Origin of the sequence: Pseudomonas lundensis (assembly GCF_015377145.2) — a bacterium.
In the GTDB taxonomy this organism is placed as follows: domain Bacteria; phylum Pseudomonadota; class Gammaproteobacteria; order Pseudomonadales; family Pseudomonadaceae; genus Aquipseudomonas; species Aquipseudomonas lundensis.
In genome coordinates this window covers 3,364,459-3,389,463 of sequence record NZ_CP062158.2, presented here as the reverse complement: position 1 = coordinate 3,389,463, position 25,005 = coordinate 3,364,459, and the positions used below count along the sequence as shown (strand labels likewise).

The following is a 25,005-nucleotide window of genomic DNA, read 5'->3' as shown; positions in this document are numbered from 1 at the left end:
GTATGAACTTGCTCGACCGGATTTTGGCCCCGGTATTTCCCGGGGCCGTGGCCGAGCGCTTGCGGGCCCGCAATGTGATACAGGCGTTTGAGGCGTCGGATATTACTCGCACGCATAAGGCAAAAAAGCAGTCGAAAAGTGCTGACAAGTCCCTGCAGAAGTCGGCCGTGTCGCTGCGTGAGCAGTGCCGCAAGCTGGACGAGGATCACGACATTGTTACCGGCCTGTTTGATCGGCTGGAAGAGCGCGTGGTGGGAGGCTCCGGTATTTCAGTCGAGCCGATCCCGCTTACCTATGCCGGTGACGTTGATCTGGAATTTGCCGCCGCGATCAAGGCGCAGTGGTCCGAGTGGTCGTTGTCGCCGGAGACCTCCGGCGAGTTGTCGCGACCACAGATGGAACGCCTTATGTGTCGTACCTGGTTGCGCGACGGTGAGGGGCTGGCCCAGATGCTGATCGGTCGGGTGGCTAATTATGACCACCTGCATGATGTGCCGTTTGCCCTTGAACTGCTGGAACCGGACTACCTGCCGTGGGGTTACACGGACTTGGCCAAGGGTATTTCCCAAGGCATCGAGCGTAACGGTTGGCGACGGGTCAAGGCCTATCACTTGCTCAAGCAACACCCGGGCGATGGCTTGGGTTATGGCATGACCCTCGACACCAAGAGTGTCCCGGCTGATCGCATGATCCATATCGCGTACCGCAAACGGATTGGCCAGAACCGTGGCCAGCCCTTGCTGCATGCCGTGATTATCCGGCTGGCGGATATCAAGGATTACGAGGAAAGCGAGCGGGTGGCCGCACGCATCAGCGCAGCTCTGGCGATGTACATCAAGAAGGGCACGCCAGACGACTTTGTGCCCAGCCAGACCAAGGCACCCGAGCGGACGTTTCCGCTGGCCCCCGGTGTCGTGGTCGACACCCTGTTGCCGGGTGAAGACGTGGGCATGATCGAAAGCAACCGGCCCAACCCGTTTCTTGAGGGGTTCCGCAATGGCCAGCTCAAGGCAGTGGCAGCGGGCACCCGGGGCACTTACTCCAGTGTGGCCCGCAGTTATGACGGCACCTACTCGGCACAGCGTCAGGAACTGGTGGAAGGGCAATTGGGTTATGACCTGCTGCAGCACGAGTTTATCGACTACTGGTGTCGGCGTGTGTACCGCGAGTGGTTGCGCATCGCGATCACCAGCGGGGTGTTGGTGGTGCCCAAGACCGTCGACCCCAGCACGATTTATGGCGCGATCTATCAGGGGCCGGTCATGCCCTGGATCAACCCGGTGCATGAGGCCAATGCCTGGAAAATCCTTGTTGAGGCGGGTTTTGCCGATGAGGCCGAAGTGGCCCGGGCTCGTCAGCGCAACCCTCAGGAATTGAAACGCACCCGCAAGGCAGAGATTGAAACCAACCGGGCGCAAGGGCTGGTGTTCAGCTCCGATGCCTACCACCTGTACTACGGGAAAAACAAAGCGAATGAAACGGAAAAAAAACCGGATGACGATGACCCCGAGGGGGGCGACAAGTAGCGCCGGGGAGAGCTGGTACACGCTGCGAGCCAAGGCCCGGGGCGTCGTGGACCTGATGCTTTACGGTGACATTGGTGCCTGGGGCATTACGGCCAACCAGTTTGCTCGCGACTTGAAAGCCCTCGGTGACGTGTCACAGATCAATCTGCACATCCACTCCCCCGGCGGTGACGTGTTTGAAGGCATGGCCATGTACAACCTGCTCAAGGCGCATCCAGCGCGTATCGAGGGGTTTGTGGATGGTCTGGCCGCGTCGATGGGCAGCGTGATCCTGATGGCCTGCGACACGATCAGCATGCCCGAAAACGCCATGATCATGGTCCACAAACCGTGGGGCATTCAGGGTGGCGATGCCGAGGATCTGCGCCGTTATGCCGATCTGCTGGACAAGGTCGAAGACTCACTGGTCATGGCCTATGTGGCCAAGACCGGGAAAACCGCCGATGAAATTCACGCCTTGTTGAAAGATGAGACGTGGATGAACGGAACAGAAGCGGTCGTGGCCGGATTCGCAGACACCGTCATTGAACCAATCAAGGCCGCCGCCCATATCAACTCTAATCGCATGCAGGAGTTCACCAACATGCCCGAAGCATTTAAAAAACTGTGGGAGCCGCGCGGCTCGACCACTCCCCCGGCGCCTGCTCCAACCCCTGCGCCTGCTCCAGCGGGATCGGTTCTGACTCCTGAGCAAATTCGCGCTCAGGTAGTGCAGGCCGAGACCGAGCGCCGTACCGCGATTACAGCCGCGTTCGGTGGTTTCAATGTGGCCCATGCCGAACTGCTCAATACCTGCCTGACCGACATGGAATGCAACGTCGAAAAGGCCCGTGAGCAGCTACTGGTGGCTTTGGGCAAAGACACCACCCCTACGGGTGGGCCAACTCCGCGTCACCCCGGGCACACCTCCAACGGCAATCTGGTCGGTGACTCGGTGCGTGCGTCGTTGGTAAGCCGTACTGGTCAGGGCGAAATCCAGAAGGATAACTCTTACAACTACATGAGCCTGCGCGAGCTGGCCCGTGCTTCGCTGCAGGATCGCGGCATTCTGGTGGCGACCCTGGCCCCGATGCAGATGGTGGGCATGGCGTTTACCCATGACACCAGCGACTTCGGCAACATCCTCGTCGACATTGCCGCCGCGTCGGTGCTGCAGGGCTGGAATGAAGCGGAAGAAACCTTCCACCTCTGGACCAAGACCGGCCGGCTGAGCGACTTTAAAACCGCCAAGCGTGTGGGCATGGGCGAATTCCCAACTCTGCGTGAAGTGCGCCCGGGTGCCGAGTACAAGTACATCACCACCGGCGACCGTGGCGAAACCATCCGCTTGGCCACCTACGGTGAATTGTTCTCGATCACCCGTCAGGCGATCCTCAACGATGACCTGGACCAACTGACCACCATCCCGAAACGCATGGGTGAGGCGGCACGCGGCACCATTGGCGATCTGGTGTATGACACCCTGATCAATAACCAGAATTTGAGCGACGACAAGAAGCTGTTCGATGCTTCGCGCAAAAACCTGTTCACCGGCGCCGGTTCGGCGTTGTCGATCGAGTCGCTAAGCAAAGCCAAGACCGCGATGGCACTGCAGAAGAACCAGACCGAAGGCGGCAAGGCTCGAACCCTCAACATCCGGCCGGGCTTCGTACTGGTGCCGGTGGCGCTGGAAGACAAGGCCAAGCAGTTGATCCGTTCGGCCTCGGTGCCTGGTGCTGAAACCAATGCCGGTATCGACAACCCGATCCGCAACTTTGCCGAAGTGATCGCTGAGCCGCGTCTTGATGATAATTCGTCGACCGCCTGGTATCTGGCGGCCAAGAAAGGTAGCGACACCATTGAGGTGGCCTACCTTGACGGTGTTGAGCTGCCATACCTGGAGCAGCAACAAGGCTTCACCAATGACGGTGTTATCTCCAAGGTGCGAATCGATGCCGGTGTCGCGCCGCTGGACTCTCGCGGCCTCAACAAGTCGAACGGCGCCTAAGCCGCGCTGTTACCCCTGAGCCCCGCCCTGTGCGGGGCTTGTTGTTTCTTAAGGCAGGAGAAATTGGCTATGGCCAAGAATTTTGTAAGCAGTGGCGAGACCCAAGACTTTATTGCCCCGGCTGGCGGCGCCGATGCCGGTGTTCCGGTGACCATCAATGATCTGGTGTTGATTCCGGTCACTGGCGGTCTGGAAGGTGACAAGTTGGTGGGGCATATCAGTGGCGAGTGGCGTGTAAAGGCTGATGGTGCGCTTAAAAAGGGCCAGAAAGTCAGCGTCAAAGCAGGTGTGCTGGTAGCTCCGGCGACCGCTGATTCAGTGCCGTTCGGCAAGCTGACCAGCGACATGGTCAGTAACGTGGCCACCGCGTTGTTGATTCCCTGATGGCGGCTGATCGCTTTCGCGAGCGAGCGGCGCGGATGGATCGCGTTTTGATCGAGCGCCTGGGCGATCAGGCCACGCTGGAAGATGGCACGACGATTCGCGGCGCGTTTGTGTCGCCATTTATTGGTGCGCAGATCGGCGCCAAGGCGAGCGGCTTTCGCCTTGGCGCATCGATCAATGCCGAGCAGATCAAGGAGCCCACGTTTACCGTGCGCTCGGTCGATGCGGCCAAGGTCAAACGCGGGGCATTCATTACCATTGACCTGCCTGATGTTGATGGCGGCGGGCGTTACAAGATGGTCAGGCCCGAGCCGGACGGTGCGGGCATGGTTGATCTGATTTTGGGGGCAGACAGTGAGCGATCCGACGATATCAAGTGAGGCCGTCAGTGAGCTGACAATGCTGCACGAAGCCATTGAGGCGACCTTTCGTGAGCGTATCCCCGCCTTTAAGCATGTCGAGCCTTACCCCGAGCTGAACAAGGAAATGGGCGAGCCTGCCCTCGTGTTCGCGGTAACGGGGATGGGGGAAGTGGATGATACAGGTACGGGAAAAATAACCCTGAATTGTCGTTTCCAAGCTGTTGTGCTTGTTGATGCCACTCGCAAGCGAGCACCTCTTCAAGCAGCGATTTTGGCTGGCCGCGTGGCGACGGTTTTGCACGGGCAGTATTGGGGGTTGGATTTTGTCGAGTCTCCTGAACATATTCAGGTGCAGCCAGATGGGTCCACCCCCGAATTGGCGCAATTCTGCGTATGGGTTGTCGAGTGGATGCAAGTTGTTCACTTTGGTGAGTTTTCGTGGCCATGGCCTGATGAGCCACCGGGCACCTTGCTGATCAGCGTCAACGATGAAGACCACGTCGCCCCCGAGGGGCTGCCATGAGCTACGCCAGTGCTGAACACGACCGCATGATCGCGGCCCTGTTGATCCCCTGCTACGTGGTCGCGGTGGACTTGGCAGCGTCGCCACCCGCCTGCCGCGTATCCACCGGCGACTGGACCAGCGCCTGGGTGCGCTGGCACAGCGTGGCCGCGGGCAAGGCCCGGCACTGGCGCGCGCCGAGTTTAGGTGAGCAGGGCGTGCTGTTTAATCCCAGCGGACAGGCAGGCATGGGGACCTTTGTACCGGGCTTGTACGGCGATGCAGGCGCACCCCCGGACAACCGCGACCACGTCGAGGTGTGGCGGTTTGATGATGGCGGCTCGCTGGTCTACGACTGGCAGGCCAAAAGCTACAGCATCACCTTGCCCAGCGGCACCGTGACCATTGCGGTCGGTAGCAGTTCGGCGGTGGTCACGGACAGCGCCATTACTGGCAAGGCCGAAGCGATCAACCTGACCGGGAAAATAACCCTGAACGGCGACGTGGTGATCAAAGGATCGATCTTGACCCACAACGGGCTGAATGTCGGATCGACGCACACCCATAAAGGCGTAACACCCGGTGCGGGAATAACGGGCACACCGTCTTAACCAACCTCGCTACGGCGAGGTTTTTATTACCTGGAGAACACCATGAGCAAAACATCTGACGACAAAGTCACCGAGCCGGGTGCCTTGGTCCTGCAAAAAACCACCCCTGTCACGGAACCGGTTCGTGCGTTCCGCGACAAGGTCTACACCTCCCGCACCCTGATCCTGCCCGGCGGCGCCACGCTTGCGGTCGCCAAAGGCCGTGCCACGGCGGTCGACGATCAGCAGTTTCAGTACCTCAACACCCACCCGGATTTTGAACGCCTGACGGAGTAAGCCGCGATGATCGGAATGGATCGCCACACCGGCGCGGCCCTTTCCGGCGTCGAGCACTTGCGCCAATCCATTGCCGACATCCTCACCACCCCGGTGGGCAGTCGGCGCATGCGCCCGGCCTATGGCTGCCAGTTGCGCCGGTTCGTCGACATGCCGATCAACGCGGGTTGGAAAAGCGCGGTACAGGCCGAGGTCGCCCACGCGCTGAACCTGTGGGAGCCGCGTTTCAAGTTGCAGGCGGTGCGGGTGTCGGCGGTGCTCGATGGCGTGATCACTTTTGAACTCAAGGGCCTGTACCGGGGCGAGGGCGTAGCAATGGAGGTGAGCGCATGAGTACCGTGGACCTGTCGGCATTGCCGACCCCGGAGGTGCTGGAGTCGCTGGACTTTGAAGACGCCTATCAGGAAGAACTGGCGGTGTTTCGCGCCTACATGGGCGACAACTGGAACGCGGCGTTGGAGAGCGACCCGGTGGTCAAGTTGCTGGAGCTGGGCGCCTACAGCCGGGTTCGGCACCGGGCGCGGGTTAATGACGCGTCCAAGTCGCTGCTGTTGGCCTACGCCCAGCGCACCGACCTCGATCACCTCGCCGCCAACGTGCGGCTTAAACGGTTGGTGATTCAGGAAGCCGATCTGCAAAGCGTGCCACCGGTGCCGCAAGTGATGGAACTGGACGACGCGTTACGCGAGCGTATCCAACTGGTGTACGAGGGCCTGACCACGGCCGGGCCGCGTAACAGCTACATCCTGCACGCGCGCAACGCCTCGGCGCTGGTGGCTGACGCGCAGGCCGAAAGTCCGAGCCCGGCCCACGTGGTGGTCACCGTGTTGCATCTGGAGGGCAACGGCGTGGCCGACCAGCCGTTGCTGGACAAGGTGCTGGCCCACCTCAGCGACGAAGACATTCGCCCGGTCGGGGATCGGGTCACGGTGCAAAGCGCCGAGGTGCAGGAATACCGCATTGACGCGGTGCTGCACATGGCCGGGACCGGCTCGGAAAACGAAGCGATTCTGGCCGAAGCCACCCGGCGCCTCGCGGCCTGGATCAACCCGCGTCGGCGCCTTGGCGTGGAAATCGCCCGCTCGGCCATTGATGCGCAACTGCACATCACTGGCGTCAGCCGCGTGGACTTGCCCGGCTGGGTCGACATTCCCCGGGCCACGCACCAAGCCGCGTACTGCATCGGCTACAGCGTGACCCAAGGCGGTGCCGGATGAGCCTGCTGCCGCTCAACAGCACTCAGTTAGAGCGGGCCATCGAAGCGGCGATTGATCACAACCCGGCGATTCCGATTCGCACCCTGTACAACGCGAAAACCTGCCCGGCGCACTTGCTGCACCAGTTGGCGTGGGCGTGGTCGGTGGACCGCTGGGACAACCGCTGGAGCGAGCAGGTCAAGCGCGCCGCCATTGAATCGGCGTTCTTCATCCATGCCCACAAAGGCACCATCGGCGCGCTGCGCCGGGTGGTGGAGCCGCTGGGTTATCTGCTGGAAGTGATCGAGTGGTGGCAGACCGTGCCGCTGGGCGTGCCGGGCACGTTCGGGCTCAAGGTCGGGGTGCTGGATACCGGCATCACCGAGGAAATGTACCGCGAGCTGACGGCGCTTATCGATGACGCAAAACCGCTCAGCCGCACGCTGACCGAACTGGTGATCAGCCTTGAAAGCACCGGCCAGCTCAACGTCTTTTCCTGCCTGTACGAGGGCGAGGTGATCGACGTGTACCCACCGGCGCCGCGCGACATCGAGGTCACGGGGCATTACGGCCCGGCTGGCCGGGAACATCAAATCGAATACCTGGACGTGTACTCATGATTGATCAAAGCAGCCAGTTCATGGCGATCCTCACCGCCGTGGGCAAGGCCAAGCAGGCCAACGCCAACGCGATGAACATCCCGTGGACGTTCTCTCAAATGGGCGTGGGCGATGCCAACGGTGCCGACCCGCAACCCAACCAGGCGCAAACCAAGCTGATCAACGAGCGCCGCCGCGCGCCGCTGAATCAGGTCAAGATCGACCCGAAAAACACCAACGTGATCATTGCCGAGCAGGTGATCCCGGAAAACGTCGGCGGCTGGTGGATTCGTGAAATCGGCCTGTACGACGCGGACGGCGATCTGGTGGCGGTGGCCAACTGTGCGCCCAGCTTTAAACCGGAGCTGGCACAGGGCTCCGGCAAGACCCAAGTGGTGCGCATTAACTTCATCGTCAGCAGCGCCGCCAACGTCACGCTCAAGATCGACCCGAGCGTGGTACTGGCGACCCGGCAGTACGTGGACGACCGCATCATTGAAGTGTTGCCGCCGACGCGCAAGCCCGGCAGTTACACCAAGGTGCTGATCGACAAACGCGGCGTGGTGATCGAGGGCAGCAACCCCGAGACACTGGCCGATAACGGGATCAAGGACGCTTACACCAAAACGCAAGTCAATGACTTGCTGCAGGTGAAAGCGCCGCTCGACAGCCCGGTGCTGACCGGCACCCCGAAAGCACCCACGGCGCCGTTGACCAGCAACAGTCAGCAGTTGGCCAACACGGCTTTCGTTCAGGCGCTGGTTGCCTCGCTGATCAGCGGTGCGCCAGGTGCGCTGGACACCTTGAAAGAACTGGCCGACGCCTTGGGCGGTGATCCAAACTTTGCCAACACCATCATCAATGCCTTGTCGCGCAAAGTGTCCCGCGAAGGCGATGAGATGTCGGGGGGGCTGACCCTCGGCAATGGCACTGATGTATCGCCCTCGCTCAGCTTTCGCGATGCCTCCGGTATTGGCGGGTTCAGCCTGAACAAAGGCGTGTTGCGCTACATCGGCTATTACGGGTCGCAATCCAAACAACTGTTCTCGCTGGACTTCAACAGCGGGAACGTGGCCAACGCTCGCGGCGCCTTGTGGGACGTGGTCACCTATCCGCCTTCGACGTTCTGGAACACCGGCAATTTCAACCCGGCGTCCAAAGCGGACGCGGCAGCGGTCACGGCCGCACTGGCGACCAAGGCCGACAACGCGACCACGCTGGCGGGCTACCGCATCGGGGACGCCTACACCAAAACTCAGACGGCCCAGCTGGTCGAGAACGCGATTACCGCGCTGGTGGGTTCCTCCCCGGAAGCGCTGAACACGCTCAATGAACTGGCGGCCGCGCTGGGCAATAACCCGAACTTCGCCACGGCCATCAACGAAGAACTGGCCAAGCGCGTACGCAACACCGGCGACACCATGACCGGCCCGCTGACCCTTGCGGGCCTGACCACCAGTAGCCCTTCGATTAGCTTTAGGTCCGAAGAGGGCATCGGCTCACTGAATGTCTACCGACAGCGTCTGCGCTACATCGGCTATTACGGCAGTGAGTCGAAAGAGATCTTTTCGGCCGACTTTGCCACCGGCGACGTGTTCAACGGGCGCGGCGCGTTGTGGGACGTGTCCAAGTACCCGCCTGCGCAGTACCTCAAGGTCAACCAGTCGTTGGCCAGCGGTTCCAACCTGCATTGCGGTTCTGGGAATTCGCCGTATATCGCGTCCATGACCAGCGAAACCGGCTCGCTGGAAGTGCACAACGAGGCCAACAACGCGGCCTCGGCGGTGATGCTGTTTCATCGCAAAGGGATTTTCGGGGCCTACTTTGGTCTGGACACGGACAACCAGTTCAAGGTCGGCGGGCTCTCGATGGGCGCCAATGCCTACACCGTGTGGCACTCGGGCAACGCCCCGAAAAACACGGGCAGTGCAGCTGTGACCGGTTGGTGGCGATGCGCTGACACCGGACTGATGCGTATGTGGGGGGTGACCAACAGTGTCGGGCAGGATTCGTCCGTGGCGGTGCCGCTGCCGATGACCTTCCCGAACGCGGTGTTCGGCGTCCACTTTATGCAACAGGCCGAGATGAAGCCCAGCGCGGTGGGTAACTACGGCGTCAAAGACGTGACCCGCCAAGGGTTCACACTGGTTAACGGCAACGACGGCGTAGGGCCGTGTTATTGGGAGGCGTGGGGAAATTGAAGACTGACACCTACTACCTGCACCGCACGCAGTTGAATTTCTACTGTGATTCGGTGTTTGGTCCACGTCGCATCGACGTGGTTGATCCCGAGTGGACGCCGCCTGTGGCGTATGTGCCTGACCCGGACTGGTCGCCGGATGCCGACAACCTCAGTGCGTCGGCGCCGAACATTGAAATGCCCGATCCGGACGCCATACCGCCCTTGATCAGCGTGCCCAACCCGGCCTGCAAACTGCCGCCTGAGCACGAGCTGCTGGAACTGAGCGAGGCGTTGTACCTGGAACTGTCCCACGCGTCGGCGGCAGGCAAGGTCGTGGCCCTGGACGAGGACGGCGTGCCGTGTCTGGTTGACCGGCCGCCACCCAGCCTTGCCCAGCAAGCCGCCGGACAGCGCCAATGGCGTGACCGGCTGCTGCTGAGCACCGACACGCTGATCGTTCGCCATCGGGATGAAACCGAAGCCGGTCGGCCGACCACGCTTGGTGCTGATCAATACCGGGCGTTGCAAGGCTTTCGCATGGACCTGCGCGACTGGCCCGAATCCGAAGCGTTTCCGGACGTCACCCGGCGTCCGGTCGAGCCGGACTGGTTGGCTGACTACCTTGCCTGACGCCCCGCACCCTGGGGCGTTTTTGTATCCACTGTTTGACCCACACAAGCCCCGCTCTGCGGGGCTTTGTTGTTTCTGGAGAGTACCTGTATGAGCACAGCCAGCCGTTTTCACGGCGTTACCGTCACGCTGGTCGACACCGGCGAGCGCACCATTGCGCTGCCGTCGACCTCGATCATCGGCCTTTGCGACACCTTCACCCCGGGTATCAAGGCGACGGCCAAACCCAATGACCTGGTACTGCTGACCAGCGAGCGCGAAGCCATCGCCGCATTCGGTGAAGACTCGGCCATCACCCGTGCGGCAAAAGCGGTGTTCTTGAAAGCCAAGGCCGTGATCGTCGCGTGCGGCGTGGCCAAGCTGGAAGACGAAGCGCTGCAAACCTCGGCCATCATCGGCGGCGTGTTGGCCTCGGGTCAGCGTACCGGCCTGCAAGCCTTGCTCGACGGCAAAAGCCGCTTCAACGCCCAGCCGCGGCTGTTGATCGCGCCCAAGCATTCCGCCACGCAAGCGGTGGCCACGGCCATGGATGCACTGGCGGGCAAGTTGCGCGCCATCGCCATCGTCGACGGCCCCAACACCACCGACGAGGCGGTGCTGGCCTACGCGCAGGAGTTCGGTAGCAAGCGCATTTACATGGTCGACCCGGGCGTTCAGCAATGGGACACGATCACCAGCAAAACCATCGACGCCCCGGCCTCGGCGTTTACCGCTGGCCTGTTCGCCTGGACTGACACCGAGTACGGCTTCTGGGCCTCGCCGTCGAACAAGGAGTTTGTCGGCATCACCGGCACCACGCGCCCGATTGAGTTCCTGGACGGCGACGAAACCTGCCGCGCCAACCTGCTCAACAACGCCAACATCACCACCATCATCCGCGACGGCGGCTACCGCCTGTGGGGCAACCGCACGCTGTCGGCCGATTCGAAATGGTCGTTTGTCACCCGCGTGCGCACCCTCGACATCGTGATGGACGCGATTCTGGCCGGGCACAAATGGGCGGTGGACCGCTCGATCACCAAGACCTACGTCAAGGACGTCACGGACGGCCTCGAAGCCTTTATGCGCGACCTGAAAAATCAGGGTGCAGTGATCAACTTTGAAGTGTTTGCAGACACCGAACTGAACACGGCCAGCCAGCTGGAGGAGGGCAAGGTGTACTGGAACATCCGTTTCACCGACGTGCCGCCTGCCGAGAACCCTATTTTCCGCGTGGAGGTCACCAACCAGTGGTTGACCGAAGTGCTGGAAACCGCCGCCTAAGGAGGCCGCTCAATGATTCCGCAAATGCTCAGCAACACCAACCTGTTCGTGGACGGGGTCAGCTTCGCCGGTGACGTGCCGTCGCTGACCCTGCCCAAGCTCACGGTTAAAACCGAAGCGCATCGCGGCGGCGGGATGGCCGGTGAGATCGATATGGACATGGGGCTGGAAAAGCTGGAAGCCAGCTGGACCAGCACCGGGGTACGCCGCGAGATGATGAAGTACTTCGGCCTGTCGGACCAGACCGGCTGCAACGCGGTGTTTCGCGGGGCCTTCAAGGGGCTCAAGGGCCAGATCACCCCGGTGATTGCCACCCTGCGCGGCATGCTCAAGGAAGTTGATCCGGGCGACTGGAAGGCGGGCGACAAAGCTGAAATGAAATACGCCATGGCGGTCACCTACTACAAGTTGGAGATCGACGGTCGTGTGATGTACGAAATCGACATGGTCAACGCGGTGCGCGTGATTGACGGCGTCGATCAACTGGCTGCCGAACGCAGCGCCCTGGGCCTTTAAGGAATTCCCGCATGACTATCAATACTGAAAAGAAACTCCCGTCCTGGCTCACCCTGACCGACGAAGGCGTCACCATCACCCTGCGTTACCCAACTGAACTTAACCATGTCAAAACCGACAAGGTGGTCATGCGCGCGCCGACCGTTCGCGATGTGCGGGCAGCGGGCGCGGTCTCGGGCGGCGATGCTGAAAAGCGCGAATTGCAACTGTTCTCCAGCCTGACCGAAATCCCGCCCGGCGATCTGGAGGGGCTCAAGGTGGTGGACTACAGCCGCGTGCAGGAAGGCTATTTTCGTATGGTCGACGAAGGCGAACTGTAACCCCGCAACCCTTAAACAACTGGCCAAGCGCTTGGCGGCAGAAACGAGTTTTTCCGCCGCCGAGATCATGGCCATGCCGTTTTCTGAAATGGTCTGGTGGCTCACGGATTGAGCCGCCTGACGCGCAACCACAGGGCAGGGCGAACAGATGGCAAACAAACTCGCGCTCGGGCTGGTGATCGGCGGGGCGGTCAGTTCCTCCGTGGGCTCAGCGTTCAAGGACGTTGATAGCCGGATCAAGAAGCTGGAAGCGACCGGGGCCAAGGCCCGGGTCATGCAACGCCAGATCGGTGACACCATCCGCCTGCGCAACGAATGGAAAAAGGCCTACGACAGCGGTTCGGCCGGGGCATACGCGCTGCGGAACAAACTCAATGCCAATCTCGACAGTTTGCGCAAGCAGGGGATCGAGGTCGGGCGACTCGACCGGGCCTATCAAATGCTCGGCCGTACGGCGCGGCAGGCGGATCTGAAAGCCCAGGGCCATGCACAACTCAACGAAGGCCGGGCCAGTGTCAAAAGCACGGTTGGCCGGGCAGCGGTGGGGGCGGCAGCACTGGCGGTGCCGACCAAAGTCAGCGCCGATTACAACGCCATCATCCGCGACATCGCGATCAAGGCGGGCATCGCCAATGCCCCCGAAGAAAAGCAGATGTCGCGCACCATCATCGACACCTCACGTGACACCGGCATGGCCCGTAACGAGGTGGCCACCGTGGTCAACGAGCTGGTGGGTGCCGGTATGGACTTGGCCAAGGCCATGGAATACGCGCCGGTCGCGGCCAAGTTCGTGATCGGGCAGGGCTCGGATGGCGGCGAAACCGCGAAGATGATCAACGCCCTGGGGCAGAACGCCAACATCACCAGCGCCAAGGAAATGCAGCAAGCGCTTGAGGCCATCGCCTTCCAAGGGCAGGCGGGCAGTTTCGAGGCCAGCGACATGGCCAAGTGGTTCCCTGAGTTGCTGGCCAACATGGGGAATTTGCGGATCACTGGTATGGATGCCGTGACCCAACTGGGCGCAATGTTGCAAGTACAGATGAAGACCGCAGGTAGCTCCGATGAGGCGGCTAACAACCTCAAGAACTGGATGGGGAAAATTGGTTCTTCGCAAACTGTTGAGTCTTACGCCAAGGTAGGTATTGATTACCAAGGCTCACTGGAGTCTGGCATTCAGCAGGGCATGTCTACGCTGGAATCTAGCTTTGCCCTCGCACAAAAGTATATTCAGAAGACTGATCCAAAACGCGCCGCTGAAATGGCCGAAGCAACGGCAAAAATAAGCAAGGAGTCCAACCCGGAAAAAGCCAAGGCCATGATGGCTTCGCTTGAACAGGCACTGCGAACCGGCGATATTTTCGCGGACATGCAGGTCAAGGCCGCGCTCACGGCCTACATGCAGAACAAGGAACTGTACGGCCAGCTCAAGCGTGAATCCCGGGACGCCACCGGCATCCTCGACAAGAACTTGGCTGAGCGCCGCGAAACCTCGTCGCAAAAATGGAAGGAAATGGCCCAGTCGATGGACGACGCCATGCGCTCGGTGGGCGATGCGATCCGGCCGATCACCGACGGCGTGGCCGAAGGGCTGACCAGTGTGGCCAAGGGCATCACCTCGCTCAGCGACCGCACGCCCGGGTTGGCCATGGGGCTGACGGTGTTGGCCGGTGGAGCGCTGACCCTGCAAGGGCTGCTGGGCTCGTTCAAGATCGGCAAGGGCCTGTTCAACCTCGCACGCGGCGCCATGGGCGGACGGGATGCCAAGGGCGTGCAAAAGGTCTTTGTGACCAACGCCGGTGATGGTGACGACAAGGAAGGCGGCAAGGGCTCCAAAGTGCTGGCCCTCGCGGAAATCGGCCTGAAAGCCTTCGGCGGCAAAAAGGACGATGACGGCGACAGCGAGGAAGGCGGCGAAAGCAAAGGCTTTGACCCGATTGATACCGGGCTCAAGCTACTGGATGTGTTCCGCGAAGCCAAAAACGATGATGACGGTGGGGAAGACACCGGGCCGCAAAAGGTGTTTGTGGTCAACGCCGCAGCAATGGGCGGCGGGGGTGGTGGAGGCGGCGCCGGTGGTCGTGGCGGGCGACGGCGCGCGGGCGGCCGCAACGGCCGACGCCGTGCGGGTGGTGGTGGGCCTCGTCCGCCGAGACCGCCCGTGCCGCCCGTTCCACCTGTACCGCCGGGGCGGGCGGCGCGCGCCATGGGGTTGATTGGCAAAGCAGGTAAAGCGGTTCCTGGTGCTGCGCTGTTTGAAGGCGTCCTGCGTGCGGCCGACACCTACCAGAACGCCGAAACCAAGGACGAAAAGGCCGAAGGCTACGGCGCCGCTGCGGGCAACATGGCCGGTGCGCTGGCAGGGGCTGCGGCCGGTGCGGCCATCGGTTCTGTTGTGCCGATTTTGGGCACGGCGGTCGGTGGCTTGATCGGCGGCATCCTCGGCAGCATGGGCGGCGAATCCATCGGGGGCAGCCTCGGTAAATCGTGGTTCGGATCGGACGATGAAAAGCCCGCTGAACCGCCGAAGCCCGAAGCCAAAGCGGCAGGCGAGCCACTGGCTCCAGTGGTCAAGCCGGTGTCATATGACCCGACTGATCCGGACTCGAAAGACCCGTTCCTGTTGCCGCACTTTGCCAACAAACCGCGCTTCCCCGGGGCGGACCTGGTGCGCCCGGATTCGTTGCCGCCGCCGACAGCATCACCGGCGCCGGTGGTCAAACCGGTGTCGTATGACCCGGCTGATCCGGACTCGAAAAACCCGTTCCTGTTACCGCACTTTGCCAACAAGCCGCGCTTCCCGGGGGCGGACTTGGTACGGCCCAAGTCTTTACCGCCTGAGGGCTCACTCGGTGCCAGCGCATCACGCGAGCTGCCCGGTGCAGTAAACATGGGCGACGTGGTGCGCTCGTTCGCCAGCACCGCGCCTGCGGGGCCGCTGGCCATGCCGCCGAAGGTGGAGCCGGTGCTCAAGGTCGAGCCGCCGAAGATTGATCAGAAAATCGACGTCAGTGCGCCGCTGACCATTACGGTGCAGGGAGATGTGAAAGACCCGGCCGCACTGGCCCGCGAGCTACAGCCACACCTGCAGCGGCAGATCGAGCAAATCAACCAGCAGATGTCGAGCCGGAATCTGTACGACCAACCGCATCTTTAAACAGAAGGGGCAAGCCATGGCCTACATGGAACAACTGCAGTCGGGGTTGAAGTACCTGACTGCGGCCGGGGAAACCGGGCGTCGTAGCCTGGACGGCATGCTTGGGCCAGTGAACGGCGCCATTGGAGAAATCAGCGGCGCCGCCTCCGAACTGAGCGACTTGCCGTTCATTGGCCCTGCGGTCGGGGCCAAGGTGCAACGGCTGATGCGTGGGGTCAACGCCGCGCAGGCCAAGGTCGGCGCGGTGGTGGCCACCTACAACAAAGCCACCCGGGCGGCCTCGCAAATTGAGGAACGCCTCGGCGTGCTGAAAGAGCAGGCGGGCAAGGCCGCGACTGCGATCAACAAAATCGCAGGCAAAGTCAGCCCGTCACTGGCCAACATCGTGCCCACCGGCGCGCTGGGCGCAGACGCGACCCCGGCCGCCGAAGCGGTAAAACCGTTCCCGCATCTGCTGATCATGCAACCGCTCAAGCCCGGATCGACACCGTTCTACTTCAACCTGGACACCGCCGCCTTCGACGAACTCAAGCGCTCCAGCGAATACCGCTGGGCTTCACAAGAGCGCCTGAACCGTCGCCCGGCGCAGCAAGCCGTGGGCATGGGCGAAGAACGCATCACCCTCACGGGTGCGATTTTTGGCGGGTTCAAAGGCGGCATCAAACAACTCGACACCCTGCGCAGCATCGGCGCCCAACTTCAACCGCTGGGCCTGACCACCGGCTACGGCGACGTGCTGGGCAACTGGTGTTTGAAAAACATCGAAGAAGAACAAAGCGCCCTGCTGCAAGGCGGCATCCCGCGTAAACAGGGCTTTACCTTGGAGTTTGTGCGCTATGGCGACGACCTGCAGAACGGCTAGCGGCGACGTACTCGACACCATTTGCCAGAACTACTACGGCCACCTCAATGGCACGGTAGAAGCCGTGCTCGATGCCAACCAAGGGCTGGCCGAACAGGTTCAGCCGTTCAAGGCTGGGCTAGTGATTCACCTGCCGGATTTGCCCGCGCCGAGTGATGAAGTGGTGATGCTCTGGAATTAACCGCGTTTCGTTACGCGTAACGCTCAACCACTCGGCCCGCCATCGCGCGGGCTTTCTATTGTTCGGAATTCACCTAATGACCCCGACCTTTCGCATCGTCGCAGACGGCGCCGACATCACCGCGCTGATAAACGACCGCCTTCTGTTGCTGCGCACCACTGATAAACCCGGGATGGAGTCCGACGACTTTGAACTTCGCATCGATGACCGTGATAGCGCCGTGTCATTGCCAAGTCGTGGAGCGAGTATCGAAGTATTCCTCGGCTACAGCGGCACCGCATTAACCCGCCTCGGACGCTACACCGTGGACGAGGTCGAGTTGTCCGGCCCGCCCGATACGCTGGTGATCCGGGGCAAAGCCAGCGACATGCGTGGCAGCGGCAAGACCACGCGCAGCGGCAGTTGGGAAGGGGTGAGTCTGGCCAGCATCGTCAAGGACATAGCTGCGCGTAACGGCTGGTCGCCGGTGTGCCCGGTCGACACCGTGGTGCCTCGCGCGGACCAGCTCGGCGAATCCGACTTCAACTTCATCACCCGGCTCTCCAAGCAGTTCGACTGCACCGCCAAAGTGGCGGACGGCAAGTTGCTGGTGATGCAGCGCCAAGGCGGACAAAGCGCGAGCGGCACAGCGCTGGGCACCGTCACCCTGACACGTAGCGACGTCAGCCGGTGGCAGTTCCGGTTGGGTGATCGCAGCGCCCATAAGGCGGTCAGCACCAAGCATCAGGACAAGAAGACCGGCAAGCTGGCCATCGTCACCTTGGACAACGACGAAGCTCCTGACGGCCTACCGCCCGTTCATACAGACCGCCACATTTACCCCAACAAATCCGCCGCCGAGCAGGCCGCCAAAGCGCGGCTGGCCGCGTTCAACCGCTCGACCGCCGCAGTGCGTCTAGAAATGCCCGGGCGAACTGATTTGTTTGCTGAGCGGACCATCAATGCCCAAGGCTTCAAGGTCGGGCTCGATGGTGAGTACCTGGTGGACTCGGTGGAGCAGGTTTTCACCCAAAGCGGCTGGAGCACCACCGTCGAATGCAATGGCGGCAAGAAAGGCAAAGCCAAGGCCAAAGGCAAGAAGCCCAAAGCTCCGCTAAAAGTCGTGCAGCTACAAGCAAATTAATCCCAAACCTAACCCGCCTTGTGCGGGTTTTTCATTAAGGCAAGCCTATGTCGATTACCCAGCAACAACTTCAGCAGATCCTCCCCAACGCCGGCCAAACAGCCGGCGTTTTTGTTCCTGTCCTTAACACCGCAATGGTTCGCTTCCAGATCATCGGGACAAAGCGCGTCGCCGCCTTCATCGCCCAGATCGGCCACGAGTCCGGCCAGTTTCGCTACGTGCGCGAGCTGGGCAGCGACCAGTACCTGAGCAAATACGACACCGGCTCACTCGCCAAGCGCTTGGGCAACACACCTGAGGCGGACGGCGACGGCCAGAAGTATCGCGGCCGTGGACTGATCCAGATCACCGGACGCGCCAACTACATCACATGCGGCGAAGCGCTGGCCCTTGATCTGGTCAACCATCCAGAGCTGCTGGAAAAGCCGCAGCATGCCTGCATGTCAGCAGCGTGGTTTTGGGCGAGCGGAGGACTCAACACCTTGGCCGACGCTGGTCAGTTCGACAAGATCACACAACGCATCAACGGTGGCCAAAACGGAGCAGCAGATCGTCAGGCGCTGTACGCGCGGGCGTTGAAGGTGTTGGCGTGACTCCGTGGCGCTGGGCTGGTCTTGCCGCAGTGGTGGCCATTGCTTGTTTTTCCACATGGAAAGTGGAGGCTTGGCGGTACGGCAAGCAACTGGCCGATCTGAGTGCGGCGCATAAAGCTGACCTGACGACCATTACCACCGCTGCAAACGCCCAAGTACGCCAGGCGCTGGACAAGCAGCAAGCCGCAGAGCTGGCCCGCGCAGAACTCGATGCTAAATCCACAAAGGAAAAAGCCCATGCTCTCGCTGAAAATGAAAGGCTGCGCGTTGATGTTGCTGCTGGTGATCGCCGGCTGCGCATCGCGGGGCGCTGTAGTGCCGGTAGCGGCAAGCTGTCCGATACCGCCAGCGCCACCCGCGTGGATGATGGCGGAGCCGTCGAACTCGCTGGAGCTACTGGACGAACTGTTTTTGATATCAGAGCCGGGATCATCAAAGACCGGGCAGCCTTGAAGGGGTTGCAGAGATATGTGCGGGAGGTGTGTCGATAAAATTGTGGAAATAAAGAGCCCGGCGCAGGGCTGGGCTCTTTGTTACAGGGTCACTTCGGTTGTTTTGGAGCCAATCTCTCAAGTTTTTTATTAATGCTTTTGGTCTTGATTGCCCTCTCATGGACTCCGCTTTTGAAGTCTGATACCTCTTTGATCTCACTGAGAATAAGAAAAAAAGAGCAGATACTCACCGAAAAGCTAACGCCAGTGAAAGTAGTGACAACTTTGTATACAGCCCAATTTCCTGGGGACAAGAAGAGCCCAATTGCTATTAGAGAGGCTGAGCACACATAAAAACATATGGCGTATTGTATTTGTCGTCTTTTGGCTCCGACAGTAGCTTTTACACGACGTCGTTCAGATTCGGTGATTCCCTTGATTTCTCGCAGGCTATTGAGGTTCCACCATAGCTGGGTGGCAAAACCAAGGGGTAGCAAAAATACTGTCAGCATCCCCCACTGTATAGTCGGTGGTGAGCTTTGATCTGCCGACAACAGGAAGAAATGAGTCGCAAGCGCTCCCATCGCGGCTGCAACCAGCACCGCAAGAAAACCTAACCCAGTCCAACCCTGCTGTTTCATGTCAATCAATCTCCGGAAGAATTATTGCTTCTGCGTCGCCTGATCTTAGCTTGCCTGCGAGCCAGCCGTGCATTTTATGATACAAGACGCCCTCATCGAGCAAACCATTCGTCAGTTTTGGCACGGAAATAGAGCCAGAGAGTTTCAGATCGCCACCTTTTATTGTCCCTCCACCTTCTAGTTCGATCCGGATGTCGGCCTCGTCAACGTGGCGGAGCGATGTTGCAATGTTATCTAGTATCTTTTGGCCGACTTTTGTAGTCTTTCTCATGTAAGTTATCTCAAGGCTTACCTTGAGATTTGCTTCATCAAGGTCTTCTTCGAGATCGAGCCTGTTGAACCAGTCCGCACCCATAGCGGCCCGTATGACATCCGCACCCATTCCAGCAGGTTGAAACCGTACCTTTCGGGGGTTGAGTACATCTTCAGAAACTTCGGTGAGCGTTACGCGACCTTCATCATCAGGCACAGAGTCTTCAGCCTCGGCCTTTACAGGGGTCCCAAGCTTGATATTCCTTACGGGCTTGGCTGCAATTTTTGCGAATGTTTCTTGGCTTGGCTGATCATTCAGAATGATAGCTGTTCCAGTGGGGACGCCACCAAAGCTGGCGATGATCCATCCCAGATGAGCCTCAAGCTCTCTTGCCCGAAGAGAGCTGGATTGCAACACTACAACGTGATTATCAAAAACCCCGAAGTAAAGCAGCGAGTCAACAAACTCTTTTCTGAATTTAGCTTGCTCCTCGGCATCTGCCGGCTTATTGAGAGCTTCGTTTGTGAACGCATCGAGGGCATAAAAGTCAGCATCATCGTCCATTTCTATGAATGCTTGGCTGCCTCCTGGCTCAAACATGATCATTTGAAAGAAGAGCATGCCGTTATAGTCAAGCTTGTGGTTGATCACACGGAAACTATCGGTATCAGCATTTACAATTTCTTTTCGCTTGCCGACCTTGTTCGCCGGACTGGCCACAGCAAAAACTTTTTCTAAAATTTCCTGCAGATTACCTGCCCCGCTTATTACTGCTCGCTTGTAGTGCAGAGTCTTGGAAATAGTCCCGGCCATAGAATTTCCCTTTTTGGTAGATACGCTGAATTTCGTAGTGAGAGCATTGTTGGGGGGGTAAAGATAAGGCAAAAGGCCAGCTCGGAATAGCCGCTAAAATGATGCGGGAAATAAAGCGCAATGCATTTGGCACGTTTCTGAAGGCTTGTTCGTTCGGCAGGACGCCGGGGGAGGGAAATAGCCTGCGTGACTTTCTCACGAACCTATCTGTGGTTATTCGGTTGCAGCGAGCGCTAGAGAAGCAGCCATGTTTAAACGGTTTGCCATGCTCCTTCGGGCATGTGGTGCTGATGGAAGCATTGACTATCGATCATGAATGCGGAATAGGCTGACTTCGAGCGTCATAAGATTCGAATGTTGCGACCTTACCGTTTCCCTCCTTTATAGAGAGGGGCGATGCAGTACATCCGCTATCGTGCGGAATGAGGTGGGCTGGGGTCCAAGGAGGGGTTGCTGTGCGGGTCCCGTTTTGTGTAACAATACCAGTAGGTTAGGGTGTCTTCGCGGGCTCCCAGCAAGCGCATTTTAGTACAGTGGTCAGTACATTGGTTTTGCGGGCTGCTTTGCAGGCCGCGTACGGCAGGGGCTTCAGGCTTTGATTTGATTCCCTCCGTCCGCACCAAATTAGTGGCTCGTCCACTTACTGAAAAAGGCGCAGCACCTGAAAAGGGCTGCGCCTTTTTCGTTTTGGCGTTTTTAAATGTTCAAGCGCCATTGATCGTGCTAAAGAGGCGGGTTGTCGAGTCAGGCATTTCTGCTTTTCCTCTTTAGCTGGGCCTTTTTGGTGGGCGTTTATGGCCGAGAGTCGCCTTCTATATAGGAAGGTTCTGATTCGGTCTTTATGGTTATAGGTTGTGTGTCCGGGAGTGAGCGAATGAATGCTGCTCCTTATTAATGCGTGTGCTGTTTCCGAGTACGAATGCGGTAGGGTGACTTCTTGAGTTTGACCCACTAGAATGCATGCCCTTGATTATGGGGTCGGAAACGGCCGGCTAACGTCTGTGCAACGAGGAATATCCATGCAAGTTTCTGTTGAAAATACTTCCGCTCTTGAGCGTCGCATGACCATTGGCGTGCCAGCTGAGCGTATTGAGGCTGAAGTCAACAAGCGTCTGCAACAGACTGCCCAAAAGGCCAAGATCCCGGGCTTCCGTCCAGGCAAAGTGCCAATGAGCGTGATCCGCCAGCGTTACGAAGCTGATGCGCGTCAAGAAGCGCTGGGCAACATCATTCAGGCTTCCTTCTACGAAGCAGTGGTTGAGCAAAAACTCAACCCGGCAGGTCAGCCATCTGTAGAACCTAAAGTGTTCGAAAAAGGCAAAGATCTGGAATACATCGCCACTTTCGAAGTGTTCCCTGAATTCGAAGTGACGGGTCTGGACACTATTGCCGTTGAGCGTCTGAGCGCTGAAGTGGCTGATGCTGACCTGGACAAAATGCTGGAAGTGCTGCGCAAGCAGAACACCCGTTTTGAAGTCACTGAGCGTGCTGCTCAGAACGAAGATCAGCTGAATATCGACTTCGTTGGCAAGGTTGACGGTGAAGTGTTTGCGGGCGGGTCGGCGCAAGGTACTCAGTTGGTTCTGGGTTCGGGCCGCATGATTCCTGGTTTTGAAGAAGGTCTGGTAGGCGCCAAGGCGGGCGAAGAGCGCGTTCTGACCCTGACATTCCCTGAGGATTATCAGAATCTTGATCTGGCAGGCAAAACTGCCGAGTTCACCGTGACGGTTAATACCGTTTCTGAGCCAAAGCTGCCTGAATTGAACGAAGAATTCTTCGCTCAGTTCGGTATCAAAGAGACTGGCCTTGAAGGTTTCCGCGCCGAAGTTCGTAAGAACATGGAGCGTGAATTGCGTCAGGCGATCAAGTCCAAGGTTAAAAATCAGGTTATGGAAGGCCTGCTGGCTGCCAACCCGATTGAAGTGCCTAAGGCGCTGTTGTCGAGCGAAGTTGACCGTCTGCGCGTTCAGGCTGTTCAGCAGTTCGGCGGCAACATCAAGCCGGATCAACTGCCAGCCGAGCTGTTTGAAGAGCAAGCCAAGCGTCGCGTTGTGCTGGGTCTGATCGTGGCTGAGGTGGTCAAGCAGTTCGACCTGAAGCCAGACGAAGATCGCGTTCGTGAAATGATTCAGGAAATGGCTTCTGCTTACCAAGAGCCGGAGCAGGTTGTAGCCTGGTACTACAAAAATGACCAGCAATTGAACGAAGTCCGTTCGGTTGTGCTGGAAGAACAAGTTGTGGATACTGTTCTGCAGAAGGCTAAGGTGACCGATAAGTCGGTCTCTTACGAAGAAGCTGTCAAGCCGGTGGAAGCTCCACAAGCCGACTGATTTCAGATTCGTTTGAAAACACAACCATAAGCCAGCCTCGTGCTGGCTTATGCGTATTCAAGACAGAACTATTTGGGAGTGACTGCAGGACATGTCCCGCAATTCTTATATGCAGCAGAACTCTGACATTCAAGCCGCTGGCGGCTTGGTCCCGATGGTTGTTGAGCAGTCCGCCCGTGGCGAGCGCGCCTATGACATCTATTCGCGCCTGTTGAAGGAGCGGATCATCTTCCTGGTAGGCCCTGTAGAAGACTACATGGCTAACCTGGTCGCGGCGCAGTTGCTCTTCCTTGAAGCCGAAAACCCGGACAAGGACATCCATCTTTACATTAACTCCCCTGGTGGCTCGGTAACGGCAGGCATGTCGATCTACGACACCATGCAGTTCATCAAGCCGGACGTCTCGACCATCTGTATTGGTCAGGCCTGTAGCATGGGTGCATTCCTGTTGGCTGGCGGTGCGCCGGGCAAGCGTCATTGCCTGCCAAACTCGCGGATGATGATTCACCAGCCACTGGGCGGTTTCCAGGGGCAGGCGTCGGATATCGATATTCACGCCAAGGAAATCCTCAACATCCGTCATCGTTTGAACTCGCTGTTGGCGCATCACACCGGTCAAACCCTCGAAACCATCGAGCGTGACACGGAGCGTGACAACTTCATGAGTGCCGAGCGTGCAGCCGAATATGGCTTGATCGACTCTGTGTTCAGCAAGCGTCAAATGCCCGCTTAAGCAGCTAAAATGTAGGTGGTTGGTTTATCCGGCCACCTGTGGGCTTGAAAAAGCCTGCAGTTGCCTTCATCTTGTGTTGCAAGCCTATCGGATTTGGATCGATCGAATGACTGACACCCGCAACGGCGAGGACAACGGCAAATTGCTCTATTGCTCCTTCTGTGGCAAAAGCCAGCATGAAGTGCGCAAATTGATTGCCGGCCCCTCGGTCTTTATCTGCGACGAATGCGTCGACCTGTGCAATGACATCATCCGTGAGGAGGTGCAGGAAGCCCAGGCCGAGAGCAGTGCGCATAAATTACCATCGCCAAAAGAAATCAGCGGCATCCTTGATCAGTATGTAATTGGTCAGGAACGTGCCAAAAAGGTTTTGGCTGTAGCGGTTTATAACCACTACAAGCGCCTTAACCAGCGTGACAAAAAGAACGACGACGTCGAACTGGGCAAGAGTAATATCCTGCTTATCGGTCCTACTGGCTCGGGTAAAACCCTGCTGGCAGAGACCTTGGCTCGTTTGCTGAATGTGCCTTTCACCATTGCCGACGCAACCACGCTGACTGAGGCGGGTTACGTGGGTGAAGATGTTGAAAATATCATTCAGAAGCTGTTGCAGAAGTGCGACTACGATGTAGAGAAGGCTCAGATGGGCATTGTCTACATTGATGAAATCGACAAGATTTCACGCAAATCTGACAACCCGTCCATCACCCGGGATGTTTCCGGCGAAGGTGTGCAGCAAGCTTTGTTGAAGCTGATCGAAGGCACCGTGGCTTCCGTTCCGCCTCAAGGTGGGCGCAAGCATCCTCAGCAAGAGTTTTTACAGGTTGATACCCGTAATATTCTCTTCATTTGCGGTGGTGCTTTCTCCGGCCTCGAAAAGGTCGTTCAGGCTCGCTCAACCCGTGGCGGTATTGGCTTCAGTGCTGAGGTTCGCAGCAAGGAAGAGGGCAAGAAGGTAGGTGAATCCCTGCGTGAGGTCGAACCTGACGATTTGGTCAAGTTTGGTCTGATTCCGGAATTCGTAGGCCGTCTCCCTGTACTGGCGACATTGGATGAGCTGGATGAGGCTGCATTGATGCAGATTCTCACCGAGCCTAAAAATGCGCTGACCAAGCAGTACGGCAAGCTGTTCGAAATGGAAGGTGTAGACCTTGAGTTTCGTGCGGATGCGCTGAAAGCTGTGGCCAAGCGTGCTCTGGAACGTAAAACAGGTGCTCGTGGCCTGCGTTCCATTCTCGAAGGCGTGCTGCTCGACACCATGTATGAAATCCCCTCGCAGTCCGAGGTGAGTAAAGTGGTGATCGATGAAAGCGTTATCGAAGGCAAGTCCAAGCCATTGTTGATTTACGAAAACAACGATGCGACTGCCAAGGCTGCGCCAGACGCGTAAATGTGTAGCTCTTTGTTACATGGTGCGTGTTTAACAAAGGGGCCTTCGGGCCCCTTTGTTTTTACTGCCTATCAACGCTTGTTTTTTTTAGAGACAGCCCCCATCTTGGCTTCAAGCTTACTTCCATCTGATTACGGCCGTATGGCC

The 25,005-nt window shown here is 58.9% G+C and carries 26 protein-coding genes; 24 read left to right on the top strand and 2 right to left on the bottom strand.

Annotation, left to right across the window (positions count from 1 at the left end):
- The first annotated feature begins 2 nt into the window (after window positions 1–2).
- The 21 genes from IF654_RS15880 (at window position 3) to IF654_RS15780 (ending at window position 18,758) form a co-directional block, all read left to right on the top strand.
- A complete protein-coding gene (locus IF654_RS15880; protein ID WP_047295267.1) occupies window positions 3–1,526 on the top strand; it encodes a phage portal protein in 1,524 nt (507 codons plus the stop codon).
- The gene (locus IF654_RS15875) at window positions 1,474–3,513 is read left to right on the top strand and encodes a ClpP-like prohead protease/major capsid protein fusion protein (RefSeq protein ID WP_230683716.1); all 2,040 of its coding nucleotides are present in this window, start codon (window positions 1,474–1,476) and stop codon (window positions 3,511–3,513) included. Before IF654_RS15880 ends, IF654_RS15875 begins: the two co-directional genes overlap by 53 nt.
- A 69-nt stretch (window positions 3,514–3,582) precedes the next feature.
- On the top strand, window positions 3,583–3,897 hold the full coding sequence (locus IF654_RS15870) for a capsid cement protein (protein WP_047295266.1): 315 nt from the start codon (window positions 3,583–3,585) through the stop codon (window positions 3,895–3,897).
- Window positions 3,897–4,277 (top strand): head-tail joining protein, encoded by a 381-nt coding sequence (locus tag IF654_RS15865; protein WP_047295264.1) that lies wholly within the window; start codon window positions 3,897–3,899, stop codon window positions 4,275–4,277. Before IF654_RS15870 ends, IF654_RS15865 begins: the two co-directional genes overlap by 1 nt.
- A gap of 19 nt (window positions 4,278–4,296) precedes the next feature.
- A complete protein-coding gene (locus tag IF654_RS15860; protein ID WP_047295262.1) occupies window positions 4,297–4,782 on the top strand; it encodes a hypothetical protein in 486 nt (161 codons plus the stop codon).
- Complete coding sequence (locus IF654_RS15855) at window positions 4,779–5,372, top strand: phage baseplate assembly protein V (protein WP_194862248.1); 594 nt, start codon at window positions 4,779–4,781, stop codon at window positions 5,370–5,372. The genes IF654_RS15860 and IF654_RS15855 overlap by 4 nt, the downstream gene beginning before the upstream one ends.
- 42 nt (window positions 5,373–5,414) lie before the next feature.
- On the top strand, window positions 5,415–5,648 hold the full coding sequence (locus IF654_RS15850; RefSeq protein WP_230683715.1) for a hypothetical protein: 234 nt from the start codon (window positions 5,415–5,417) through the stop codon (window positions 5,646–5,648).
- A gap of 6 nt (window positions 5,649–5,654) precedes the next feature.
- Window positions 5,655–5,981: a GPW/gp25 family protein gene (locus IF654_RS15845; RefSeq protein WP_048374851.1), complete on the top strand. Its 327-nt coding sequence runs from the start codon at window positions 5,655–5,657 to the stop codon at window positions 5,979–5,981.
- Complete coding sequence (locus IF654_RS15840) at window positions 5,978–6,865, top strand: baseplate assembly protein (RefSeq protein WP_048374849.1); 888 nt, start codon at window positions 5,978–5,980, stop codon at window positions 6,863–6,865. The genes IF654_RS15845 and IF654_RS15840 overlap by 4 nt, the downstream gene beginning before the upstream one ends.
- Window positions 6,862–7,464: a phage tail protein I gene (locus IF654_RS15835; RefSeq protein ID WP_169836252.1), complete on the top strand. Its 603-nt coding sequence runs from the start codon at window positions 6,862–6,864 to the stop codon at window positions 7,462–7,464. Before IF654_RS15840 ends, IF654_RS15835 begins: the two co-directional genes overlap by 4 nt.
- A complete protein-coding gene (locus IF654_RS23030; protein ID WP_230683714.1) occupies window positions 7,461–9,644 on the top strand; it encodes a phage tail protein in 2,184 nt (727 codons plus the stop codon). The genes IF654_RS15835 and IF654_RS23030 overlap by 4 nt, the downstream gene beginning before the upstream one ends.
- On the top strand, window positions 9,641–10,255 hold the full coding sequence (locus IF654_RS15825) for a phage tail assembly chaperone (RefSeq protein ID WP_052959421.1): 615 nt from the start codon (window positions 9,641–9,643) through the stop codon (window positions 10,253–10,255). Before IF654_RS23030 ends, IF654_RS15825 begins: the two co-directional genes overlap by 4 nt.
- 90 nt (window positions 10,256–10,345) lie before the next feature.
- Window positions 10,346–11,518 carry a phage tail sheath subtilisin-like domain-containing protein gene (locus IF654_RS15820; RefSeq protein ID WP_194862249.1) on the top strand — a complete coding sequence of 391 codons (1,173 nt, stop codon included), beginning with the start codon at window positions 10,346–10,348 and terminating at the stop codon, window positions 11,516–11,518.
- Between the two features lie 12 nt (window positions 11,519–11,530).
- Window positions 11,531–12,034, top strand: a complete 504-nt coding sequence (locus IF654_RS15815; RefSeq protein ID WP_194862250.1) for a phage major tail tube protein — start codon at window positions 11,531–11,533, stop codon at window positions 12,032–12,034.
- 11 nt (window positions 12,035–12,045) lie between these two features.
- Window positions 12,046–12,354 (top strand): phage tail assembly protein, encoded by a 309-nt coding sequence (locus IF654_RS15810; RefSeq protein WP_095008538.1) that lies wholly within the window; start codon window positions 12,046–12,048, stop codon window positions 12,352–12,354.
- A gap of 148 nt (window positions 12,355–12,502) precedes the next feature.
- Window positions 12,503–15,508 (top strand): phage tail tape measure protein, encoded by a 3,006-nt coding sequence (locus tag IF654_RS15805; protein WP_194862251.1) that lies wholly within the window; start codon window positions 12,503–12,505, stop codon window positions 15,506–15,508.
- Window positions 15,509–15,524: 16 nt separating this feature from the next.
- Window positions 15,525–16,370 carry a phage tail protein gene (locus tag IF654_RS15800; RefSeq protein ID WP_095008616.1) on the top strand — a complete coding sequence of 282 codons (846 nt, stop codon included), beginning with the start codon at window positions 15,525–15,527 and terminating at the stop codon, window positions 16,368–16,370.
- Window positions 16,345–16,551 (top strand): tail protein X, encoded by a 207-nt coding sequence (locus IF654_RS15795; protein ID WP_047296895.1) that lies wholly within the window; start codon window positions 16,345–16,347, stop codon window positions 16,549–16,551. The genes IF654_RS15800 and IF654_RS15795 overlap by 26 nt, the downstream gene beginning before the upstream one ends.
- Window positions 16,552–16,627: 76 nt before the next feature.
- Window positions 16,628–17,674 (top strand): phage late control D family protein, encoded by a 1,047-nt coding sequence (locus tag IF654_RS15790; protein ID WP_194862252.1) that lies wholly within the window; start codon window positions 16,628–16,630, stop codon window positions 17,672–17,674.
- Window positions 17,675–17,721: 47 nt separating this feature from the next.
- Window positions 17,722–18,267: a glycoside hydrolase family 19 protein gene (locus IF654_RS15785; protein ID WP_047280270.1), complete on the top strand. Its 546-nt coding sequence runs from the start codon at window positions 17,722–17,724 to the stop codon at window positions 18,265–18,267.
- A complete protein-coding gene (locus IF654_RS15780) occupies window positions 18,264–18,758 on the top strand; it encodes a lysis protein (protein WP_052959406.1) in 495 nt (164 codons plus the stop codon). The genes IF654_RS15785 and IF654_RS15780 overlap by 4 nt, the downstream gene beginning before the upstream one ends.
- Window positions 18,759–18,808: 50 nt before the next feature.
- Here IF654_RS15780 and IF654_RS15775 read toward each other — a convergent pair whose 3' ends face one another.
- On the bottom strand, window positions 18,809–19,339 hold the full coding sequence (locus IF654_RS15775) for a hypothetical protein (RefSeq protein WP_047294202.1): 531 nt from the start codon (window positions 19,337–19,339) through the stop codon (window positions 18,809–18,811).
- A 1-nt stretch (window position 19,340) separates the two neighbouring features.
- Window positions 19,341–20,405 (bottom strand): hypothetical protein, encoded by a 1,065-nt coding sequence (locus IF654_RS15770; RefSeq protein ID WP_047294200.1) that lies wholly within the window; start codon window positions 20,403–20,405, stop codon window positions 19,341–19,343.
- A gap of 1,019 nt (window positions 20,406–21,424) precedes the next feature.
- Here IF654_RS15770 and tig point away from each other — a divergent pair.
- From tig to clpX, 3 genes are all read left to right on the top strand, one after another.
- Window positions 21,425–22,735 (top strand): trigger factor, encoded by a 1,311-nt coding sequence (gene tig, locus IF654_RS15765; protein WP_047277961.1) that lies wholly within the window; start codon window positions 21,425–21,427, stop codon window positions 22,733–22,735.
- 91 nt (window positions 22,736–22,826) lie between these two features.
- Window positions 22,827–23,468, top strand: coding sequence for an ATP-dependent Clp endopeptidase proteolytic subunit ClpP (clpP, locus tag IF654_RS15760; RefSeq protein ID WP_047276599.1), 642 nt, complete (start codon window positions 22,827–22,829; stop codon window positions 23,466–23,468).
- Window positions 23,469–23,574: 106 nt separating this feature from the next.
- Complete coding sequence (gene clpX, locus IF654_RS15755; RefSeq protein ID WP_047276597.1) at window positions 23,575–24,858, top strand: ATP-dependent Clp protease ATP-binding subunit ClpX; 1,284 nt, start codon at window positions 23,575–23,577, stop codon at window positions 24,856–24,858.
- The last annotated feature ends 147 nt before the right edge of the window (window positions 24,859–25,005 follow it).

Excerpts from the sequence above, each read along its gene's own strand:
- IF654_RS15880 (WP_047295267.1), top strand. The coding sequence starts at position 3 with ATGAACTTGCTCGACCGGATTTTGGCCCCGGTATTTCCCGGGGCCGTG.
- IF654_RS15875 (WP_230683716.1), top strand. The coding sequence starts at position 1,474 with ATGAAACGGAAAAAAAACCGGATGACGATGACCCCGAGGGGGGCGACA.
- IF654_RS15870 (WP_047295266.1), top strand. The coding sequence starts at position 3,583 with ATGGCCAAGAATTTTGTAAGCAGTGGCGAGACCCAAGACTTTATTGCC.
- IF654_RS15865 (WP_047295264.1), top strand. The coding sequence starts at position 3,897 with ATGGCGGCTGATCGCTTTCGCGAGCGAGCGGCGCGGATGGATCGCGTT.
- IF654_RS15860 (WP_047295262.1), top strand. The coding sequence starts at position 4,297 with ATGCTGCACGAAGCCATTGAGGCGACCTTTCGTGAGCGTATCCCCGCC.
- IF654_RS15855 (WP_194862248.1), top strand. The coding sequence starts at position 4,779 with ATGAGCTACGCCAGTGCTGAACACGACCGCATGATCGCGGCCCTGTTG.
- IF654_RS15850 (WP_230683715.1), top strand. The coding sequence starts at position 5,415 with ATGAGCAAAACATCTGACGACAAAGTCACCGAGCCGGGTGCCTTGGTC.
- IF654_RS15845 (WP_048374851.1), top strand. The coding sequence starts at position 5,655 with ATGATCGGAATGGATCGCCACACCGGCGCGGCCCTTTCCGGCGTCGAG.
- IF654_RS15840 (WP_048374849.1), top strand. The coding sequence starts at position 5,978 with ATGAGTACCGTGGACCTGTCGGCATTGCCGACCCCGGAGGTGCTGGAG.
- IF654_RS15835 (WP_169836252.1), top strand. The coding sequence starts at position 6,862 with ATGAGCCTGCTGCCGCTCAACAGCACTCAGTTAGAGCGGGCCATCGAA.
- IF654_RS23030 (WP_230683714.1), top strand. The coding sequence starts at position 7,461 with ATGATTGATCAAAGCAGCCAGTTCATGGCGATCCTCACCGCCGTGGGC.
- IF654_RS15820 (WP_194862249.1), top strand. The coding sequence starts at position 10,346 with ATGAGCACAGCCAGCCGTTTTCACGGCGTTACCGTCACGCTGGTCGAC.
- IF654_RS15815 (WP_194862250.1), top strand. The coding sequence starts at position 11,531 with ATGATTCCGCAAATGCTCAGCAACACCAACCTGTTCGTGGACGGGGTC.
- IF654_RS15810 (WP_095008538.1), top strand. The coding sequence starts at position 12,046 with ATGACTATCAATACTGAAAAGAAACTCCCGTCCTGGCTCACCCTGACC.
- IF654_RS15805 (WP_194862251.1), top strand. The coding sequence starts at position 12,503 with ATGGCAAACAAACTCGCGCTCGGGCTGGTGATCGGCGGGGCGGTCAGT.
- IF654_RS15800 (WP_095008616.1), top strand. The coding sequence starts at position 15,525 with ATGGCCTACATGGAACAACTGCAGTCGGGGTTGAAGTACCTGACTGCG.
- IF654_RS15795 (WP_047296895.1), top strand. The coding sequence starts at position 16,345 with ATGGCGACGACCTGCAGAACGGCTAGCGGCGACGTACTCGACACCATT.
- IF654_RS15790 (WP_194862252.1), top strand. The coding sequence starts at position 16,628 with ATGACCCCGACCTTTCGCATCGTCGCAGACGGCGCCGACATCACCGCG.
- IF654_RS15785 (WP_047280270.1), top strand. The coding sequence starts at position 17,722 with ATGTCGATTACCCAGCAACAACTTCAGCAGATCCTCCCCAACGCCGGC.
- IF654_RS15775 (WP_047294202.1), bottom strand. The coding sequence starts at position 19,339 with ATGAAACAGCAGGGTTGGACTGGGTTAGGTTTTCTTGCGGTGCTGGTT.
- IF654_RS15770 (WP_047294200.1), bottom strand. The coding sequence starts at position 20,405 with ATGGCCGGGACTATTTCCAAGACTCTGCACTACAAGCGAGCAGTAATA.
- tig (WP_047277961.1), top strand. The coding sequence starts at position 21,425 with ATGCAAGTTTCTGTTGAAAATACTTCCGCTCTTGAGCGTCGCATGACC.
- clpP (WP_047276599.1), top strand. The coding sequence starts at position 22,827 with ATGTCCCGCAATTCTTATATGCAGCAGAACTCTGACATTCAAGCCGCT.
- clpX (WP_047276597.1), top strand. The coding sequence starts at position 23,575 with ATGACTGACACCCGCAACGGCGAGGACAACGGCAAATTGCTCTATTGC.